Here is a 19907-nt window from a genome sequence, read left to right on the forward strand (position 1 = left end):
GGAAAAAGTGGGGGTTTTAGGGTCATTTGGTATCTAGTCACTTCGGATAATGAGATTTATCCTTTAACAAACTATTCGAAAAATGACGAAGAGGATCTCCCTATAGGTGAAATTAGAAGGATCATAAGAAAATCTGTTGGAACGAAATAAAGGATTCGACATCCAACACTTTAGCCGGATTGGTTGAGGTGTTTTTTGTGCTCGGAAATTATAAAATACACCCCCTTTTTTTGAATTAATCTTCAGTCTTCAAAACACGATGGAAAGTGCGTTCGTATGCTATAATGAAAGTTACGTTGAAAATTGTGTTCAGAATACCTCACTGTAGGGGGAGAAGTGGTTGTACGATTACATAAAAGGGATTGTCACCCGAGTGACACCCGAGTATATTGCATTGGAACAGGGTGGAATCGGCTGGCAGATCTTGACGCCGAACCCGTATGCTTTCCATATGACGGATGAGATCCAGCAAGTGTTCATTTACATGCACGTCCGGGAAGACACGCAGATGCTTCTTGGCTTTAAAACGCTGGAGCAGCGGGAGTTGTTCAAGAAATTGATCACCGTTTCCGGCATCGGGCCGAAAGGGGCGTTGGCTATCTTGGCGAGCGGCATCCCTTCCCAAGTGATCGGCGCGATTGAACGGGAGGATGAATCCTTCCTCGTCCAATTTCCGGGAGTGGGCAAGAAAACGGCCCGCCAGATGATCCTTGATCTGAAAGGAAAGCTTCACGACTTGTTCACGGAGATCGATCTGCCGGATGAAGAAGTCACCTTGTTGACGATGGCTGAAAACGGAGCTCTCGATGAAGCGATGCTCGCCTTGGAAGCGCTTGGTTATTCGCAAAGGGAACTGGCGAAAATCAAGCCGAAGCTCGAAAAAGAAGAGCGAGACACGGAAGGCTATATGAAATGGGCCCTTCAGCTTTTATTGAAACAGAAATGATGAACGTAGAAAGGAGTACGGATGATGGAGGAACGGGTGCTATCGGCAGAAGTGACGAATTTCGATGAACGCTTTGAACAATCTTTGAGACCCCAATTCCTGAACCAATATATTGGGCAGGATAAGGTGAAGGACAATCTCGGCATCTTCATCGAAGCGGCGAAGGGGCGGCAGGAAAGTTTGGACCACGTTCTGCTCTATGGTCCGCCCGGCCTCGGGAAGACGACGTTGGCGAACGTCATTGCGAATGAAATGGGAGTCAATGTCCGGATGACGAGCGGGCCCGCAATTGAGCGTCCGGGTGATCTGGCGGCGGTCGTGTCGTCGCTTGAACCGGGGGATGTGCTGTTCATTGATGAAATCCATCGGTTGAACCGTTCAATCGAGGAAGTGCTTTATCCGGCGATGGAGGATTTCTGCCTCGATATCATCGTTGGGAAAGGCCCTGCCGCCCGTTCCATTCGCCTTGATCTGCCCCCGTTCACATTGATCGGTGCGACAACCCGTGCAGGATCCTTGTCGGCGCCTCTCCGTGACCGCTTCGGCGTGCCGCTGCGGCTGGAATATTATGATGTCGAGCCGCTGAAAGAGATCGTCATCCGCAGCGCTCATCTGTTTGAGGTGGAAATCGATGGACAGGCTGCCATGGAAATTGCGCGCCGTTCCCGTGGAACCCCACGGATTGCGAACCGGCTATTGCGCCGTGTCCGTGATTATGCACAAGTGCGCGGGACGGGAGCGGTGACGCTGGAGATGTCAAAAGAAGCGCTTGAAATGTTGCAGGTCGACTCGCACGGCCTCGACCATATTGACCATAAGCTGCTTACCGGGATGATTGAACGGTTCCGGGGAGGCCCGGTCGGGATCGACACGATTGCCGCAAGCATCGGGGAGGAATCGGTGACGATTGAAGATGTGTATGAACCGTATTTATTGCAGATCGGTTTCATCCAACGGACTCCGCGCGGACGAGTGGCGACCCCGCTGGCGTATGAACATTTCGGCTATCCGATTCATGATCAGGATGGAAATTAACCTTTAATAGAGGAGACGTTATCGAGTATGGAAGTAAATGATTTTGATTTTGATTTGCCGGAACGGCTGATTGCGCAGACTCCGTTGGCGGATCGTACGGCGAGCCGGCTCATGGTGCTCGACCGGGAGACCGGGGAAGTGGTGCACCGCCATTTTCGTGATCTCGTCGATGAGCTGGAAGCGGGCGATCTTCTCGTCCTGAATGACACACGTGTCTTGCCTGCGCGGCTGATGGGAATAAAAGAGGACACGGGTGCCTCGATCGAAGTATTGTTGTTGAAGGAAATTGGGGAAGATGAGTGGGAGACGTTGGTCAAGCCCGCAAAACGGGTGAAGGTCGGAACAATTGTGACATTTGGGGATGGCCGTCTGAAAGCGCGTTGCACGGGCATCTTGGAACAAGGCGGGCGGACATTTCAGTTCTTATACGATGGCATCTTTTACGAAATTTTGGATGCGCTCGGCCAGATGCCGCTGCCTCCTTATATTACAGAAACGCTTGATGATCAATCCCGCTATCAGACAGTATTCGCGAAGGAGCGAGGCTCGGCAGCGGCTCCGACTGCGGGCCTTCATTTCACAGAGGAAATTCTGGAGGAACTCAAGGCGAAAGGCGTCGGCGTCGAATTCATCACGCTGCATGTCGGGCTCGGAACGTTTCGGCCGGTGAGTGTCGATTCGATCAAGGACCATACGATGCACTCCGAGTATTATCAAGTGTCGGAAAGCACAGCCCAGGCGATCAATGCCGCAAAGGAAGCAGGCGGCCGGATTATCGCCGTCGGTACAACTTCTGCCCGGACGCTTGAAACGATCGGCTCGGCCCATAATGGAAAGATTGTGCCGGAGAGCGGTTGGACGTCCATTTTTATTTATCCAGGCTATGAGTTCAAGATCTTGGATGGTCTAGTAACTAATTTTCATTTGCCGAAATCAACATTGATTATGTTGGTGTCCGCTTTATCGACGCGTGAACATGTACTAAAAGCATATCATGAGGCGGTTCAGGAAAATTATCGCTTCTTCAGTTTTGGAGATGCGATGTTCATGAAACCGCCAAAGAGGAAGGAATCATAAAAGATGGCAGCAATCACCTACGAACATATTAAGACTTGCAAGCAGACCGGCGCCCGGCTTGGCATCGTCCATACACCGCACGGATCGTTCGAAACGCCCGCATTCATGCCGGTCGGAACACAAGCCACCGTCAAAACAATGTCCCCGGAAGAATTAAAAGAAATCGGTGCGGGCATCATCCTAAGCAATACGTACCATTTATGGCTTCGTCCAGGACACGACATTATCAAAGAGGCTGGAGGACTTCATGCCTTTATGAATTGGGATCGCCCGATATTGACCGATTCCGGCGGATTCCAAGTGTTCTCCCTGAGCGAATTCCGGAAAATCGAAGAAGAAGGGGTTCATTTCAGACATCACTTGAACGGCAGCAAATTGTTCCTGAGCCCGGAAAAAGCGATGGAAATACAAAATGCGCTCGGCTCGGATATTATGATGGCTTTCGATGAGTGCCCTCCATTCCCAGCAACGCATGAGTATATGAAAGCGAGTGTTGAGCGGACTTCGCGCTGGGCTGAACGTTGTTTGTCCGCGCATGCCCGTCCCGAAGACCAAGGCCTATTTGGGATTGTCCAAGGCGGGGAATATGAGGATTTGCGCAAACAAAGTGCGAAAGACCTTGTGTCCCTTGACTTCCCGGGTTATGCGATCGGCGGCTTGTCGGTCGGGGAACCAAAAGATATCATGAACCGCGTGTTGGAGTTCACAACGCCTCTCCTGCCGCAAGATAAGCCGCGCTACCTCATGGGGGTCGGGTCTCCGGATTCACTGATCGACGGCTCCATACGCGGCATCGATATGTTCGACTGTGTATTGCCGACGCGTATTGCGCGAAACGGTACACTTATGACGAGCAATGGCCGCGTTAATATCAAAAACGCCCAATACGAACGCGACTTCGGACCACTTGATGAAAATTGCAGCTGCCATGTATGCCGAACGTACAGCCGGGCGTACATCCGCCACCTTATTCGGGCGGGCGAGACATTCGGCATCCGGTTGACGACCTACCATAACCTTTCATTCCTCCTTCAGCTGATGGAGCAAGTTCGGGAGGCCATTCGGAATGATCGTCTCGGTGATTTCCGTGAAGAATTTTTTGAGCAATATGGATTCAACAAACCGAATGCAAAAAACTTCTGAATCTTGTATAATGAATCGAGGTTGAAAGGGGGATGACTCAATGGAAAATTTAGCAGGTTTACTGCCATTTGTGGCCATGTTCGCAGTAATGTGGTTCTTGCTGATCCGACCAGCTCAAAAAAGACAAAAAGCGACGAAGGCGATGCAGGAAGGATTGAAACGTGGAGATCACGTAATTACAATTGGCGGCCTTCATGGCACCATCGATGCTGTCGACGAAACGTCCGTGTTTTTGAAAGTCAACAATGGTACGATACTTCAATTCGATAGACAAGCAATCGGACGTGTGACAGAGTCCGTCTGATTTCGAATGACTCATCAAAGAGGCCAAGCTCTAAGGGACACCCCCTCGGACCTTGGCCTCTTTTTCGTGTATAGCTGGAGTCGAGGTATGGGTATCCTTCTTAAAAAAGGGGAGGATTTTTGGATGTTCGATTTGTTAGTCATCAGTTATCGGACTGTGTTGCTCTATGTGCTGATTTTGATCATCCTCCGCATCATGGGGAAACGGGAAGTCGGTGAACTTGGTGTCATTGATGTAGTGGTGTTTGTCATCATGGCGGAGGTGGCGGCGTTCGCATTGGATTCGCCCGACAAGAAACTGATCCAATCCATCGTGCCGATGATCATCCTGCTCGTCATTCAATATGCTTCTTCCTTCCTTTCATTAAAGAGCAAGAACTTCAGGGATATAGTGGACGGAGATCCCGCTCTTATCATTCGGCATGGAATCATTATGGAAGAGGAAATGCGGCGGCAACGGTACAATTTGGATGACTTGTTTCAACAGCTCCGGGAACAGCAAGTCGGATCCATTCATGAAGTCTCATTCGCCTACTTGGAGCCGTCCGGAAATTTATCCGTTTTTAAGCATGATAGCGTTCAACCGGTCCTCGCCCTTATTTCGGACGGCGTCATCCAAGGCAAGCATGTGAAAATGATCGGGAAAACGGAAAAATGGCTCGAAACCGAACTGCGCAAAATGGGCATTTCGGATCCGAGCCATATCTTCTATTGCTCTTATGAAAACGGGTCGCTGCAGTATCAATTGAAAGAGCAGCATCAATGATGCTTCAATAATCTCTTGAACATTAAAAAATCACGCTTCTTCACTTGGCCTGTCAGAACGAGGATGGCCAATAGAAATAGGGAAGTGATGAGGCATTCCGTAAAAAGATGATATTCGCCGATCGGGATGAACAATGGCCGCATGATAATGGTCATGATAAAAGAGGCATACGGCAGGACAAACATTGTGAATCCGGTATTCGTCGATTTGTTTTTCCGCAATGTGGCAATGTGAAGGAACGAAGTGACCAGGACCCCGAAACCGATGGCGAGCACTGCACCCGTCTCTTGCAAACCGGGTTGCGAGGCCAAAACGAACATGACACCCAGCTTTGCAATCCCACCATAGACTGAGTTCATCATCCCCGCCTTCGCCTCGCCAGTCGCCTGTAAAATGGAGTAGAGCGGGCTTTGGATGTAATAAAAGAAAAAAACCGGAGCGAGGATGGACATATATTTGCCGCCCTCTGTCACATGGAACAGCGTTTCAGCGAGTGCCTGGCCATGTATGAAAAAGACGGCCGCCGCAAAAGTGCCAGTCAACGCGGAAAGTCGGAGGGACAAATGGATCCGTTCCCGTAATTTCCCTTTATTCTTAGATGCTGCCGCTCCGCTGACAGCCGGGACGAGGACGACCGCCAGCGCATAAGGGATGAAGGACGGGAATAGCAGGAGCGGGATGAGCACTCCCGAAATGACGCCGTACAGTGAGGTCGCGGCAAGTGCGGTGACGCCTGACACAGCCAACGCACGTAAGAAAATGATCGGTTCGAGAAACCATGTGAAGGTTCCGAACAATCGGCTGCCCGACGAGGGAAGCGCGATGGAAAGCAACGGCTCGAACGGATAGCGATCCGGCTTTTCCTTAGTTGGCGGGACTCTCTTTTTCTTCTGCCAATATTTGAAGAGTAAATAAAGGACGGAGAGCATTTCAGCCAACAATGTAATCCCCATTGCGTAGGCGGCATTCATTGCAGAATTATCGGCGACCAGAACTGAGGGGAGCAACCAGGTGATGAGTGCGATTCTGCAGATTTGCTCCAAAATTTGCGACCAGGCCGTTTCTTCAATCCGGGCAATCCCTTGGAAATAGCCCCGGATCAGTCCACCGATAGCCGCGATCGGAACGATGGCAATCCCTACATACAACGTTAGAGAAGAGGCGGCATTGCCGAGCAGCGTCTCCGATAAATAAGGGACGAAAAGAACCGAGGCGGGTATGAATACCATGCCGGTCAGGATGGTAATGAAAGTGGCTGTCCTCATGACGGCCGGGAGTTTAGCGCTTTGCCCTTTCGCCTCTAGTTCGGCAATCACTTTGGCGATAGCGATCGGAACACCGAGTTGAACTAGCGATAGGAAAAAAATGAACGCGGGATAAGCCGTCATATAGATTCCGACCGCTTCTTCACCCGCGACCCGCATGAATTGCATCCGATATACAAAACCTAGCAGTTTCGATAAAAAGACTGCGGCCATGAGCACGACCGTTCCCCGGATAAATGAAGACAACTTGAACAACTCCTTCTCATTTCCGATCATTTCGTATACAATAAATGTATGCACGCTCTGTTGCACTTACGACTGCTCGGGAAGGGGAGGGGACAATGGCGATCAAGTTCGAACAACATTTTATCCATATGTTGCCGGCGCTTCAAAGCAAGAAGAACGAACTTCATTTATACGGATACACCTCTGTGACGGAAGAGGAAATCTGGACCTATTGCGTACATAAAAAATGGCGCAAAAAAGACGTTGACGCTATGCGCGTCTTTGAAATCGCCAAGGACATTCTCCGAATATCGCCCGCTGAATTCATGACATTCACCCAAATAGAAGAGCAGCGTGAAGGCAATTGGTTCTCCGATTTGAACAGTGAAGAACTGCAAGCATTGCTGGCACCGCAAAAAGTCGAAAATAATTAATAAAAAAGGTACACGTCCATTTGACACGCGGATGCCCGTGTTTCATAATGGACGTGTTGCGTTTTTTTAAACTGTAGTGATCGGGCAAATCTGACAAGGATCCGGGAAATATGATCGGATGGACTACCGAGCCGTTTTCATCCGGAAGTACAGTGATTCCTGGAAACTGGTCGAACTTGCGATTTTACGAGATAGAATGCTTTTGTTTTCGAAGAGAGTGCACCTGGTGCACGCTTCAAAGAATGAGGAGGAAATGGTTTTATGAAAAGTAGAGGTCGGATTGTCGCGTTCCTTTTATTGCTCGTCCTATTCGGGTCACTGATCGGATCGACCGCCAATCCAATTGTGAAAGATGTCAAATTAGGTCTCGACTTGCAAGGTGGATTCGAAGTCTTGTACCAAGTTGAACCGTTGAAAGATGGGAAAAAAATAACGGAGGACATGGTGAAGGACACGGCGAACGCCTTGACGAACCGGATCGACGTGCTCGGCGTCAGTGAGCCGAGCATCCAAATCGAGTCCAACAACCGGATTCGCGTGCAATTGGCTGGGGTGGAAGACCAGAAATCAGCCCGTGAGTTGTTGTCCACACAAGCGAATCTGACGTTCCGGGATGCTGACGATAACCTGATTTTGGACGGGAACGATCTTAAGGAAGGGAAAGCAAAAGCGAACTTCGGAGAAACCGGAAATCCGGTTGTCACATTGGAAATGAAAGATCCGAAAAAATTCGGCGAAGTGACGACGCTCATTTCACAGAAGAAGCCGGAAAACGTTATGGTCATCTGGCTCGACTTCGTGGAAGGCGAGGATTCATTCCGGGAAGAGGCCCAAAAACCGAACCCGAAATTCATCTCCGCGCCTTATGTTCAAAATCCGATTCAATCGTCCAATGTAGAGATTTCGGGTAGCTTTACGGTGGAGGAGACGAAGCATCTTGCCGGGATTCTGAATGCCGGTGCCTTGCCGGTTCACTTAGAAGAAATCTATTCCACTTCGGTTGGTGCCCAGTTCGGTGAGCAGGCGTTGAACAAAACGGTTTTCGCTGGAATTGTCGGGATTGCGCTCATTTTCCTATTCATGCTGTTCTATTATAGACTGCCAGGGTTTGTGGCTGTCATCACCTTATCGGTTTATATCTACTTGATTTTACTTGTCTTTACATTGATTAATGGTGTGCTGACATTGCCGGGAATCGCCGCCCTCATGCTCGGTGTCGGGATGGCCGTCGATGCGAACATCTTGACCTATGAACGAATTCGCGAAGAACTGCGGGTCGGAAAATCAGTCAAGACGTCCTTCCTGGCCGGGGCGAAATCATCCTTCACTGCCATTTTGGACGCCAATATTACTACGTTACTGGCAGCAGTTGTGCTGTTCATTTTCGGGACAAGCTCGGTCAAAGGGTTTGCAACGATGCTCATCATCAGTATCCTTGTCAGCTTCTTGACAGCGGTCTGGGGTTCGAGGTTACTACTTGGATTGCTAGTCAATAGTGGATCCCTTGATGGAAAGCCGGGTCTGTTCGGCATCTCCAAAAGCCGTGTCCATCCACCGGAAGAACAGATGGAAACGTTGGATCTTACGACAAAATTTGACCGTTTCGATTTTGTTCATAGCCGGAAGCGATTTTATGTAATTTCAACAGTGCTGTTGGCAGCAGGTATCATCATGCTCGCTGTATTCAAATTGAATCTTGGCATCGACTTCTCCAGTGGTACCCGTATTGAAATCATGGCGGAAAAGCCATTGACGAAGGAAGTTGTGACGGACTACTTGGAAGAAATCGGGCATCCGTCGAGTGACATCGTCATTTCTGGTGAGACGGGTAATATCGGGGTCGTCCGATACAAGGAAGAGTTTAAGCAGGAAGAAATCAATAAACTAAAATCGGAAATCGCAACGGAGTATGGCGCGGAACCAAATATCTCAACCGTTTCGTCGACAGTCGGTGAAGAATTGGCGCTAAATGCGTTTAAAGCGCTCTTGGTTGCCGCATTAGGTATCATCATCTATGTCGCCTTCCGTTTTGAATGGCGGATGGGGGTCGCGTCAATCATCGGGCTGTTCCACGATGCCTTCTTCATGGTTGCCATCTTCAGCATCTTGCGACTTGAAGTGGATATCACGTTCATTGCGGCCGTCCTGACGATTGTCGGGTATTCGATCAATGATACGATCGTTACCTTCGACCGGATTCGTGAAAACTTGAATCGCCGTGGCGTCATCGATAATGTGGATGAGTTGGCCGATATCGTGAATAAATCCCTCCGTCAAACATTGGGACGTTCCGTCAACACCGTGCTGACCGTCATATTCGTTGTCGTCGCCTTGATGCTGCTAGGGGCTGAATCGATCAAAACCTTCTCGATCGCGTTGCTCATCGGTTTGCTGGCTGGTACGTACTCTTCGATCTTCATTTCCGCTCAAATCTGGTTTGACTTGAAAAAGCGGCAAATGAAAGACAAAGGCACATTGAATGTCAAACAAGAGAAGAAACAATGGGGATCGGACGAACCGGTCGTCTAATCGATTATGGAATCACCCGTCTGGCCACCAGGCGATGCGTTTCATCTTCGGGAACAGGGTATACTACGGTATACCCTGTTTTTTTATTATGCACTGGGGGTGTGGAGTGCTGATAAGTCGTGCGGAGTGCTGATATCTCGCGTGAAGTGCTGATAAGTCGTGCGTCGTGCTGATATCTTGTACGAAGCGCTGATAACATCCACCAAGAGCTATGAATCCCCGACTATAATCCACATCATCGAAAGGAGGAAATCCCGTGAAATTCCAATGGACTCTGTTATTCGGACTTTTATTTGCGATTTTGATTGCCGTTTTCGCTGTTTTCAATGTGGATTCGGTCGAAGTGAATTATGTTTTTGGCACAGCGATGTGGCCGCTCGTCTTGGTCATTTTAGGATCGGCCCTGCTCGGTGCCTTGACAAGCGGGTTTGTTGCCATCTTTCGCTCCTACCGCTCCAACCGCCGTATCAAAGAATTGCAGAAAGAGCTGGCGGCCAAGGAAACGACCATTGCCGCCCAGCAAAATGAAATTGCCAGCCTTCAACGATATTACAAACCTTTCGAAGCGGATTCCATCGACCTCAATGAAAAAACTGCTGAATAATCTACCAAATTAAACTTTCCTGGACTGTCCGGGAAAGTTTTTTTCTTTTCTACTTCGTTATAGTATTTCCTTTTAGATACATAGGACATCCGTTATAATGACGATAAGGATGTGAACCAAATTGATTGAATCAAAGAAAAGATGGACGATTAGTAGACCGGATGACGAGATTGTCGAAACGCTGCAATCGACTCTCAAGATTCCGTCTGTCCATGCCAAAATTCTGGCTGCCCGTGGAATAACGGAGCCGACCAAGGCGAAAGCTTTTTTACATATGGATGAAACCTGCTTGCATGACCCGTTTTTATTTCATGATATGGACAAAGCAGTTGATATCATTGGCCGCGCTATTTCTGAACAGAAGAAGATCGTTGTTTATGGAGACTATGATGCGGATGGCGTGACTAGCGTCTCCGTCTTGACGACGGCATTGGAGCGGCTGGGGGCAGATGTTTTCTTTGCCATACCGGACCGCTTTCAACACGGCTACGGGCCGAATCAAGAATTGTTCGAGGAACTGCATGAGCAAGGGGCATCGCTCATTATCACAGTCGATAACGGAATTTCCGGAATCGATCAGATCGCCCATGCCAAATCGCTCGGCATGGATGTGATCATCACCGACCACCATGAAATCGGGGAAACGATTCCGGCAGCGGATGCTGTCATCCATCCCCGGCACCCGGAAGGCTCCTATCCGTTCGGTGAATTGGCCGGCGTCGGGGTGGCGTTTAAATTGGCCTGTGCCTTGCTCGGGGAAATTCCTCATGACTTGATCGAGCTAGTCGCAATCGGTACGGTGGCTGACCTTGTGCCGCTTCAGGACGAAAACCGCTATTTGGTCAAGGAGGGGATCCGCCGCATGCGCCGCTCCACACGTCCGGCCATCCAGGCGCTTGCCCGCGTGGCAGGTGCAGAGCAAGCCGGGTTGAATGAAGAATCGATTGGTTTCACGATTGGCCCTCGGATCAATGCGGCAGGACGCTTAGGTGATGCAAAACCTGCTGTCGATCTCCTGAAGACAGACGATGAGGGGGTCGCCATGGCATTGGCCGAGCAACTGGACTCGTTGAACAAAGAAAGACAAGCCATCGTTTCGACTATTACGAAGGAAGCAGAGCGGATGATCTCCGACACATATGGGGACAAGATCCCTTACGTATTCGTCATAGCAGGAGAAGGGTGGAACCCGGGGGTCGTCGGAATCGTTGCCAGCCGGTTGACGGAGAAATATCATCGCCCTTCCATCGTCCTTTCATTGGATCCGGAAGCGGGAACGGCAAAAGGGTCGGCACGAAGTATTTCGGGATTCGACTTATTCGGGGAACTGTCCAAAAATGCACATCTTCTACCGCATTTCGGAGGCCATCAGATGGCGGCCGGCATGACTTTGTCCATCGATGATATCGACGACCTGCGCCAAAATTTGAATGCCCAGGCGGCGGAAGTCTTGACGGAACAGATGCTGATTCCCGAAAAAGTGATCGATGTCCCGCTGAAATTGGAAGAAATCAATGTGGATGTGCTGGAATCGCTTGAAATCCTCCGCCCGTTCGGGATGAGTTTCGAAAAGCCAGCTTATATGATCGAAAAGTTGACGACTGCAATTGTGCGGCAAATCGGGGCGGATAAAAACCATTTGAAGCTGGAGCTGCAGGACGGAGAGTGGAAGCTGGATGCGATCGGTTTCCGGTTCGGCCATATGGCGGATCATATGACACCGGACATCACGTTATCCCTCGTCGGTGACTTGCAGGTGAATGAATGGAACGGCCATAAGAAGCCTCAGTTGTTGATCGAAGACGTCCGTTCGGATGACTGGCAGTTATTCGATTTGCGCGGCATTCGGGAACCGTCCCGTTGGCTTCCGAAAATTCCGCTGGAGCATACCTTATTTGTCGCGTTCCGGGATCGGACCATCTCTCGTCTGCCTTCTACGATGCAAGGAATTTCCGTCCTTCATTATGGGAAAGATCAATTAAAGGAAGCGGATAATGTTGTCCTGCTCGATATGCCGAATGCCAAGACGGAGTTGGAACATGTCATCCAGACGACTGTTCCTGACCGGATCTATGCCCATCTGCACGAGCCCGAATCGAAGTATTTTGATGGGATTCCGGGCCGTGATCAGTTTGGATGGTTTTACACTTTTTTGAAAAAGCGGGGCAGTTTCGATATGAAACAAAACGCGGATCTGCTGACCAAACATATGGGTTGGAAAAAGGATACCGTTTATTTCATATCGCAGGTGTTTTCCGAGCTTGGATTTGTTAAGATAGAGAATGGTGTGGCTTCCGTCGTGGAAACTGCCGACAAGCGGGATTTAGCGGAAGCGCCGTCTTATCGACAGAGACAACGGCAAATCGAATTGGAAAAAAGATTGCTTTATGCATCCTATTTCGAGTTGAAGCAATGGTTCGAGACGATCCGGAATGGGATCGACAGGGAGGAATAATTGATGGATTTGAAACAATATGTAACGATTGTCCCGGATTATCCAAAAGAAGGGATCAGCTTTAAAGATATCTCGACGATTATGGATAATGGTAAAGCTTATAAATACGCTACGGATGAAATCGTCAAGTATGCGAAAGAGGTAGGGACGGACATCATCGTGGGGCCGGAAGCAAGGGGCTTTATCATCGGTTGTCCGGTAGCGTACGCGTTGGAAGTCGGCTTTGCTCCAGTCCGCAAGCCTGGCAAATTGCCTCGCGAAACCATCGCAGTGGAATATGATCTGGAATATGGAAAAGATACGTTGACAATCCATAAAGATGCCATCCAACCGGGTCAGCGTGTCTTGATTGTTGATGATTTGCTGGCAACCGGCGGGACAGTCGGCGCGACTATCCAATTGGTGGAGAAATTGGGCGGCATCGTGGCTGGCTGCGCATTCATCATCGAACTGTCCTATTTGAACGGGCGTGAAAAACTGCAAGGTTACAATTCACGAGCGTTAATCACATATTAAAAATTGACAATACTTAGTCCTCCGTGGAAACAACGGAGGATTTTTCTATACATGGACTCTTTACATTCGGCTAGTATTACACATACAATAAGAATATTATCATTTTTTTGCGTAACGGTTCGAAAGGGGTAGAAGAATGGCGAAAAATCGTGACATGACAGCGGACGACATATTTGAGTTGGTCTCCTCTTATATGAACGAAGAACACGTCGAATTTGTCAAGAAAGCATATGAAGCCGCTAAGTCTGCACACGAAGGGCAATTTAGAAGTTCAGGAGAACCGTATATTCTCCATCCCGTCCAGGTGGCGGGCATTCTAGCTGAATTGCAAATGGATCCTGAAACGGTCGCGGCCGGGTTCCTCCATGATGTCGTAGAGGATACGAGCGTCAGCAGGGAAGACATCATCCGGGAATTCGGGGAAGAAGTCGCACTGCTCGTGGACGGCGTGACCAAGCTGGAAAAATTGAAATATAAATCGAAAGAAGAGAAACAGGCGGAAAACCATCGGAAAATGTTTGTCGCGATGGCTCAAGACATCCGTGTCATTTTGATCAAATTAGCGGACCGGCTCCACAATATGCGGACGCTGAAGCATGTGTCGGAAGAGAAACAGCGGCGTGTTGCGGCGGAAACGCTCGAGATTTTCGCTCCATTAGCCCATCGACTAGGAATCTCAGCGATCAAATGGGAATTGGAAGATATCGCACTCCGTTATTTGAAACCGCAGCAATATTACCGCATTGTGAACCTGATGAAGAGGAAACGGGTGGAAAGGGAAAAGTACTTGGAAGATGTCATGGATACGATCCGCTCCGAAATCAAAACTGTTGGAATCGAAGCCGATATTTCAGGACGCCCGAAACACCTTTATTCCATTTACAGAAAAATGGCGATGCAACAAAAAGAGTTCAACGAGATTTATGATTTGCTCGCTGTGCGGATCCTCGTTTCCAGCATCAAGGACTGCTATGCCGTCTTAGGCATCATTCATACACTTTGGAAACCGATGCCCGGAAGATTCAAAGATTACATCGCCATGCCCAAGCAAAACTTATACCAATCGATCCATACGACTGTTGTCGGTCCAGCAGGGGATCCGTTGGAAGTCCAGATTCGGACGGAAGAGATGCACAAAATTTCCGAGTTCGGTGTGGCGGCACATTGGGCCTATAAAGAAGGAAAGTCCACAAATAGAAATCCAAGCGATATCGATTCGAAACTGACATGGTTCCGGGAAATTCTCGAGTTCCAAAACGAATCTTCCAATGCCGAAGAGTTCATGGAATCGTTGAAATTCGATTTATTTTCCGATATGGTCTACGTGTTCACGCCGGATGGGGATGTCATCGAACTGCCGGCCAGTTCCGTGACAATCGACTTTGCCTATCGCGTCCACTCGGAAGTCGGCAACCGGACAATCGGGGCGAAGGTGAACGGAAAAATCGTACCGCTAGATACCGAGCTACATACAGGGGATATTGTCGAAATATTAACTTCCAATCAATCTTTCGGACCAAGCCGGGATTGGTTGAAGATCGCAAATACGTCTCAAGCGAAAAATAAAATCAGGCAATACTTTAAGAAGCAGCTGCGAGAAGAAAATATTAATAAAGGCCGAGAATTGATTGAAAGAGAAATCAAAGCGCAAGATTACGACATAAAAGAAATTTTGACGCCGGAGAATATGAATCGGGCGATTGAAAAGTTCAGCTTCACCTCGGAAGAAGATATGTACGCCGCTGTAGGCTTTAATGGCGTCACGGCACAGCAAGTCGTAAACCGGATGGCGGAGAAAATCCGGAGAAAACGGGAAGAGCAAGATACAATCGATAAAATCGTTTCCGACATGAAATCCCCGCAACACCAAAAAACGACAGAATCGGGGGTCATTGTTAAAGGAATCGATAACTTGCTTATCCGATTGTCGAAGTGCTGCAACCCGGTCCCAGGCGATTCCATTGTCGGGTTCATTACAAAAGGACGGGGTGTGTCCGTGCACCGGACGGATTGTCCCAACATTCACGCGGAAGAGGAAGAGGACAGCGATCGGCTGATCGACGTTGAATGGGCGCTCGGTCAATCGAACGTCAAGAAAGAATTCCATGTCGACATCGAGATTTCCGCGTTTGACCGACAAGGCTTGCTGAATGAAGTGATGATGGTCGTGGCGGATACGAAGACGCCGATTGTCGCCGTGAGCGGCAAGGCCGATAAGGATAAAATCGCCAGGATTCATATGACCATCAAGATCACGGATATTACCCATTTGTATCGGATCGTGGACAGGATTAAGCAAATCCCGGATATTTATTCCGTGCAACGGGTCATTAACTGATCGGAGGTAGAAATAGTGAGAGTCGTGTTGCAAAGGTCCGGTCCGGCAACCGTCCGCGTTGACGGGGAAGTGACCGGTTCAATTGAAAAGGGATATGTCCTGCTCGTCGGCATCACCCATTCGGATACGGAAGCGGATATGGAGTATGTCGCGAAGAAAATAGCGGGCCTCCGTCTATGGGAAGATGAAGAGGGGAAAATGAACCGCTCTATCGAGGAAGTGGACGGCGCCATCCTATCCGTCTCCCAGTTCACCTTGTACGGGGATGTGAGAAAAGGGCGGCGTCCCAGTTTCATCGAGGCGGCCCGCCCGGAGCAAGCCGAACCGCTCTGGCATTATTTCAACGATCGGGTGCGGGAGGAAGGCTTGAAGGTAGAAACCGGCGTTTTCGGCGCCATGATGGACGTCGAACTGCTAAACGATGGTCCTGTAACAATTATCGTAGAATCAAAATGAAAAGGGTTGTTTCACCAGTCCGCTACAGGACCGATGAAACAACCTTTTTATGTCGATGGGGTGTTGGGGTCGGTGCATGGCTTGTGTAAAGCGTCATACTGCGGTGGTTCGGCTGCATAATTTTTTCACACTCATAAACTTCTTGCCCCTACGCTCATAACATCCTGTCATGCGCTTATAAAATCCGCGTTCCGCACTCATAACATCCGGCCTCACGCTCATGGATCCGTGTCCCGAGCCCATAACATCCCGTCTCCCGCTTATAAGTACGAGCCCGCGCTCATAACAGTTGGCCTCACGCTTAAAAGTCCGACGCCCCAGCATCCACACACCTGGACTTCCCCCAAGCCCCATCTCCGCCCAACCAAATCCATCATTATTCATTAAAATATTCAAGCAGTCCTTTGTAAATCCCGTGTGTTGCTTGCTCGCGGAATAGGTCGGAAGTGACGATCCGCTCCTCGTTCGGATTCGACAGGAAGCCAAGCTCGATTAATATGGCATTTTGTCGATTTTCGCGCAGGACGAGGAAATTTCCTGGTTGGGCTCCGCGATCCCGCAACGGCACAGTGGACGCCAGTCCTTCGTTCACCGTTGCAGCCAATTCTTGATGGGCCGAACGGGTGTAGTAGGTGGTGAACCCGTGGATGGATGCATCGGGGTTGGCGTCATAATGGATACTGATGAAGGCATCCGCCTCATGCTGATGGCTGACGGCCACCCTTTTCCGGAGCGAGACGTAGGTATCCGCCTCCCTTGTCATGATGACATCGGCTCCAGCGGCTTTCAATTTCGCCGCCAACAGTTCGGATGTCAGCATGGTGAGCCCTTTCTCATCGGTTCCCCGCGCGCCTGTCGTTCCTCTGTCATTCCCTCCGTGCCCCGGATCGATGACGATGGTGAGCCCTTTCAACGTACCGGGCACGCGCTCGGCTTTTTTCTTCCCAGTGTTTTCGGCGATGGTCCGTTCTTCATCTGTTGAAACGACCCAGTTAGCGACATAGGCGGACTCACCCGCGGGTAACTCGATCGTATACCAATTGTCCTTTTCTTCCAGAATGCGGAATTTCTCTCCGGCATCCGCCCGTCTGACAATCTCCGAAGAAGTGGTGGCCGCTTGCCGGATATTTGTGCCGTTTGTCAAAATCGTCACCATGGCTCCGCCGGCACCATCCGAATCTTCTGTTGAATGAGTTTCCGTCTCGGAAGCTAGCAATGTTCCATGGAATGAATAGACCCAGCCTTCCTTCTTCTTATCAAGCACAATCCGGACCCAGTTCCCCTGGATTTCCTTGATGGCGTAAGTTTCGCCCCGCTGAATTGTGCCGATCTGCTTGGAAGACTGATCTGCTTTTTTTCGTACATGGAGGGCATTGACCGAAACTAGGTATGTATCGGGCTGGATTTCTTTGGAGGCAGATGGAACCTTTGACGGAGCGGGTTCCGGTTCTTCTGCTGTTCCTTCGTCTGGATCAGCGGCGTTCTCTTTCGGTTGGGGACTGGCTTCCGTTATGTAATCCGTATGAACCCAGCCTTCCAAGCCATTGGCTACAATTTTTGCCCAGTTGCCGTCTTGGTCGATTCGAATCCCTTCATCTCCTGCTTCCAATCGTCCGAGAACTGCCGATTCTACGGAAGGGCCCGTACGGACATTCAAGCCATCCACTTGCGAAACAATAGTTGTCTGTTCAGCAGATGAATGATTTTCCGGAACTGTCAGCCAAGAGGCGATCCATCCGTTACCATTTCCGATGCTGATTTCATACCAATCGTCAGATGAGGAGTGGATCTTCACCCGATCGCCTTTTTTTAATGAACCGATCACATCGTAGGTCAGTCCAGGTCCTGAGCGGATATGCAATGAAGGGGCGTCCACAATGACTTCGTTTTCATTTGCCTGTATGGATTGCACAAACAGCAGCAAACTGAAGAGAATCGTGAACGGGATGATCCGTTTGCTCGTTTTCGACAAAGTATCACCTTCCTTTCCTTCCATCTTAAATTGTTCTGGCAGAAAAAACTACAATTAATCCAAAAAGGTTGACACTTTCACAAGGAATCATTAAGATGATACCAGTTATACTATTTATTATTGCCGTTGAAGTGGAGAGTACTCATAAACAGGGCTGACAAGAGAGGGCAGGACGTGGCTGAAATCCCGCCTACAGAACGTTATGACGAACAACACCACCGAGGCTCTGCACTGAACGAGACCGATTCAGTAGGTGTAGACGGAACCGGCCGTTATCCGGATTCAGAGTGGGCGCATCATTGCGTCAATTTGGGTGGAACCGCGGAAGCTAACGAAAGCTCTCGTCCCTTGTTATCAAGGGAGGAGGGCTTTTTTTATCTTTATTCAGCGGGAGTTCAAAATCCCGTTGAATAGGGGAACTCAGACTAAAACCGCCGCATCCTGCGTCAACGTCTGAGTGACCAACTTCCTGTTGGCCCAAAGCCTCCGGACGAAATCACGCCGAGGCGTGATTGATGTAATTCTACCTGAAGTCGATCTCGTGAAAGGGGAAACAGTGATGAATTTCAAAGTGCCAAGAGGAACGCAAGACATCTTGCCTTCCGAATCGTGGAAATGGCAGCAAGTCGAGCAAGTCATCGACGAATTATGCGACGTATATCGCTATAAGGAAATCCGGACGCCGATTTTTGAGCAGACGGAACTTTTTCAGCGGCTCGTCGGCGACACGACCGATGTCGTCCAAAAAGAGATGTACACGTTTGAGGATAAAGGGAAACGTTCGCTAACACTTCGGCCGGAAGGGACTGCACCTGTCGTCCGCTCCTTTGTGGAGAACAAAATGTTCGGTTACCCCGACCAGCCGGTCAAGCTTTATTACACAGGGCCGATGTTCCGCTATGAGCGTCAACAGGCTGGCCGCTACCGGCAGTTCGTCCAATTTGGCGCGGAGGCGATCGGCAGTGCAGACCCTGCCATCGATGCCGAATTGATCGCTCTAGCGATGGATGTCTACAAGCGGGCCGGATTGACGAAGTTGAAGCTCGTCATCAATTCGCTTGGCGACACGGAATGTCGAGCGGGACACCGGAAAGCGCTTGTCTCGCATTTTGAGCCGCATATCGGCGAGTTCTGCGCGGATTGCCAATCAAGATTAGAGAAGAATCCGCTCCGCATCCTCGATTGCAAAGTGGACAGCAAACATCCATTGATGGCAAGTGCCCCATCTTTAGCGGATTATTTGAATGAGGAGTCCATCCGTTATTTTGAAGCGGTGAAAAGCTATTTGAAAGACGCCGGAATCGACTATGAAGTGGATGCAAACTTGGTGCGGGGCCTTGATTATTATAATCATACGGCATTTGAAATCATGAGCACATCCGAAGGGTTCGGCGCCATCACGACATTATGTGGCGGGGGCCGGTACAACGGATTGGCTGAGGAAATCGGCGGGCCGTCCGCGCCGGGGATCGGCTTTGCGATGAGCATCGAGCGCCTTCTCCTGGCGATGGAAGCGGAAGGGGTCGCGTTCGAAGATCCATCCAAACTGGATGTCTATATCGTCACGCTTGGCGATGCAGCACGCCATCCGGGATTCAACTTGCTCTGTGAATTGCGCGCAGCAGGAATCCGTTCGGATATGGATTACATGGACCGGAAAATGAAAGCACAGATGAAGTCGGCGGATCGGCTGGACGCAAAGATTGTCCTCGTCATCGGGGAAGACGAAGTCGCAGAAAAAGTGGTCCAAATGAAAAACATGGCGGAAGGCACACAAGAGAAAGTGGCCCAGGCTGATATTTTGACAATGCTACAAGAGAAGTTGAACTAAGAGAGGCGGAAC

General features: G+C 49.6%; 16 protein-coding genes and 1 other annotated feature. Of the genes, 14 read left to right on the forward strand and 2 right to left on the reverse strand.

The annotated features are described in order from the left end of the window. Window positions 1-340 precede the first annotated feature (340 nt). The 6 genes from ruvA to MKY41_RS02120 all read left to right on the forward strand — a co-directional run bounded on the left by ruvA (window position 341) and on the right by MKY41_RS02120 (window position 5270). Window positions 341-946, forward strand: coding sequence for a Holliday junction branch migration protein RuvA (gene ruvA / locus MKY41_RS02095; RefSeq protein WP_340743474.1), 606 nt, complete (start codon window positions 341-343; stop codon window positions 944-946). A 24-nt stretch (window positions 947-970) separates the two neighbouring features. Next, window positions 971-1981: a Holliday junction branch migration DNA helicase RuvB gene (gene ruvB / locus MKY41_RS02100; protein WP_340743475.1), complete on the forward strand. Its 1011-nt coding sequence runs from the start codon at window positions 971-973 to the stop codon at window positions 1979-1981. A gap of 27 nt (window positions 1982-2008) precedes the next feature. Beyond that, window positions 2009-3058, forward strand: a complete 1050-nt coding sequence (gene queA / locus MKY41_RS02105; protein WP_340743476.1) for a tRNA preQ1(34) S-adenosylmethionine ribosyltransferase-isomerase QueA — start codon at window positions 2009-2011, stop codon at window positions 3056-3058. Window positions 3059-3061: 3 nt separating this feature from the next. Continuing rightward, window positions 3062-4201, forward strand: a complete 1140-nt coding sequence (gene tgt, locus MKY41_RS02110; protein WP_340743477.1) for a tRNA guanosine(34) transglycosylase Tgt — start codon at window positions 3062-3064, stop codon at window positions 4199-4201. 40 nt (window positions 4202-4241) lie between these two features. Continuing rightward, complete coding sequence (gene yajC / locus MKY41_RS02115; protein WP_041075321.1) at window positions 4242-4505, forward strand: preprotein translocase subunit YajC; 264 nt, start codon at window positions 4242-4244, stop codon at window positions 4503-4505. 123 nt (window positions 4506-4628) lie between these two features. After that, entirely contained in the window at window positions 4629-5270 is a 642-nt protein-coding gene (locus MKY41_RS02120) for a DUF421 domain-containing protein (protein ID WP_340743478.1), read from the forward strand. Here the strand turns inward: MKY41_RS02120 and MKY41_RS02125 are convergent. Beyond that, window positions 5264-6781 carry a putative polysaccharide biosynthesis protein gene (locus tag MKY41_RS02125; protein WP_340743479.1) on the reverse strand — a complete coding sequence of 506 codons (1518 nt, stop codon included), beginning with the start codon at window positions 6779-6781 and terminating at the stop codon, window positions 5264-5266. The genes MKY41_RS02120 and MKY41_RS02125 overlap by 7 nt on opposite strands. A gap of 95 nt (window positions 6782-6876) precedes the next feature. Between MKY41_RS02125 and MKY41_RS02130 the strand changes: the two genes are divergently transcribed. The 7 genes from MKY41_RS02130 to dtd all read left to right on the forward strand — a co-directional run bounded on the left by MKY41_RS02130 (window position 6877) and on the right by dtd (window position 16092). Beyond that, on the forward strand, window positions 6877-7194 hold the full coding sequence (locus MKY41_RS02130; protein ID WP_340743480.1) for a post-transcriptional regulator: 318 nt from the start codon (window positions 6877-6879) through the stop codon (window positions 7192-7194). Between the two features lie 261 nt (window positions 7195-7455). After that, window positions 7456-9723 (forward strand): protein translocase subunit SecDF, encoded by a 2268-nt coding sequence (gene secDF / locus MKY41_RS02135; protein WP_340743481.1) that lies wholly within the window; start codon window positions 7456-7458, stop codon window positions 9721-9723. A gap of 256 nt (window positions 9724-9979) precedes the next feature. Then, on the forward strand, window positions 9980-10327 hold the full coding sequence (locus MKY41_RS02140; protein WP_340743482.1) for a LapA family protein: 348 nt from the start codon (window positions 9980-9982) through the stop codon (window positions 10325-10327). 121 nt (window positions 10328-10448) lie between these two features. Further along, on the forward strand, window positions 10449-12782 hold the full coding sequence (gene recJ, locus MKY41_RS02145) for a single-stranded-DNA-specific exonuclease RecJ (RefSeq protein ID WP_340743483.1): 2334 nt from the start codon (window positions 10449-10451) through the stop codon (window positions 12780-12782). Between the two features lie 3 nt (window positions 12783-12785). Beyond that, a complete protein-coding gene (locus tag MKY41_RS02150; protein WP_340743484.1) occupies window positions 12786-13298 on the forward strand; it encodes an adenine phosphoribosyltransferase in 513 nt (170 codons plus the stop codon). A gap of 136 nt (window positions 13299-13434) precedes the next feature. Then, window positions 13435-15636, forward strand: coding sequence for a RelA/SpoT family protein (locus MKY41_RS02155; RefSeq protein WP_340743485.1), 2202 nt, complete (start codon window positions 13435-13437; stop codon window positions 15634-15636). A 15-nt stretch (window positions 15637-15651) separates the two neighbouring features. Then, window positions 15652-16092 carry a D-aminoacyl-tRNA deacylase gene (gene dtd / locus MKY41_RS02160; protein WP_340743486.1) on the forward strand — a complete coding sequence of 147 codons (441 nt, stop codon included), beginning with the start codon at window positions 15652-15654 and terminating at the stop codon, window positions 16090-16092. A 376-nt stretch (window positions 16093-16468) separates the two neighbouring features. On the opposite strand, the gene MKY41_RS02165 is transcribed toward dtd, so the two are convergent. Further along, window positions 16469-18064 (reverse strand): SH3 domain-containing protein, encoded by a 1596-nt coding sequence (locus tag MKY41_RS02165; RefSeq protein ID WP_340743487.1) that lies wholly within the window; start codon window positions 18062-18064, stop codon window positions 16469-16471. A gap of 117 nt (window positions 18065-18181) precedes the next feature. Then, window positions 18182-18416, forward strand: a binding site (T-box leader). A 207-nt stretch (window positions 18417-18623) separates the two neighbouring features. On the opposite strand from MKY41_RS02165, the gene hisS reads away from it, so the two are divergent. Continuing rightward, the gene (gene hisS, locus MKY41_RS02170; RefSeq protein ID WP_340743488.1) at window positions 18624-19895 is read left to right on the forward strand and encodes a histidine--tRNA ligase; all 1272 of its coding nucleotides are present in this window, start codon (window positions 18624-18626) and stop codon (window positions 19893-19895) included. The last annotated feature ends 12 nt before the right edge of the window (window positions 19896-19907 follow it).

The organism is Sporosarcina sp. FSL W7-1349, assembly GCF_038003045.1.
GTDB lineage: Bacteria > Bacillota > Bacilli > Bacillales_A > Planococcaceae > Sporosarcina.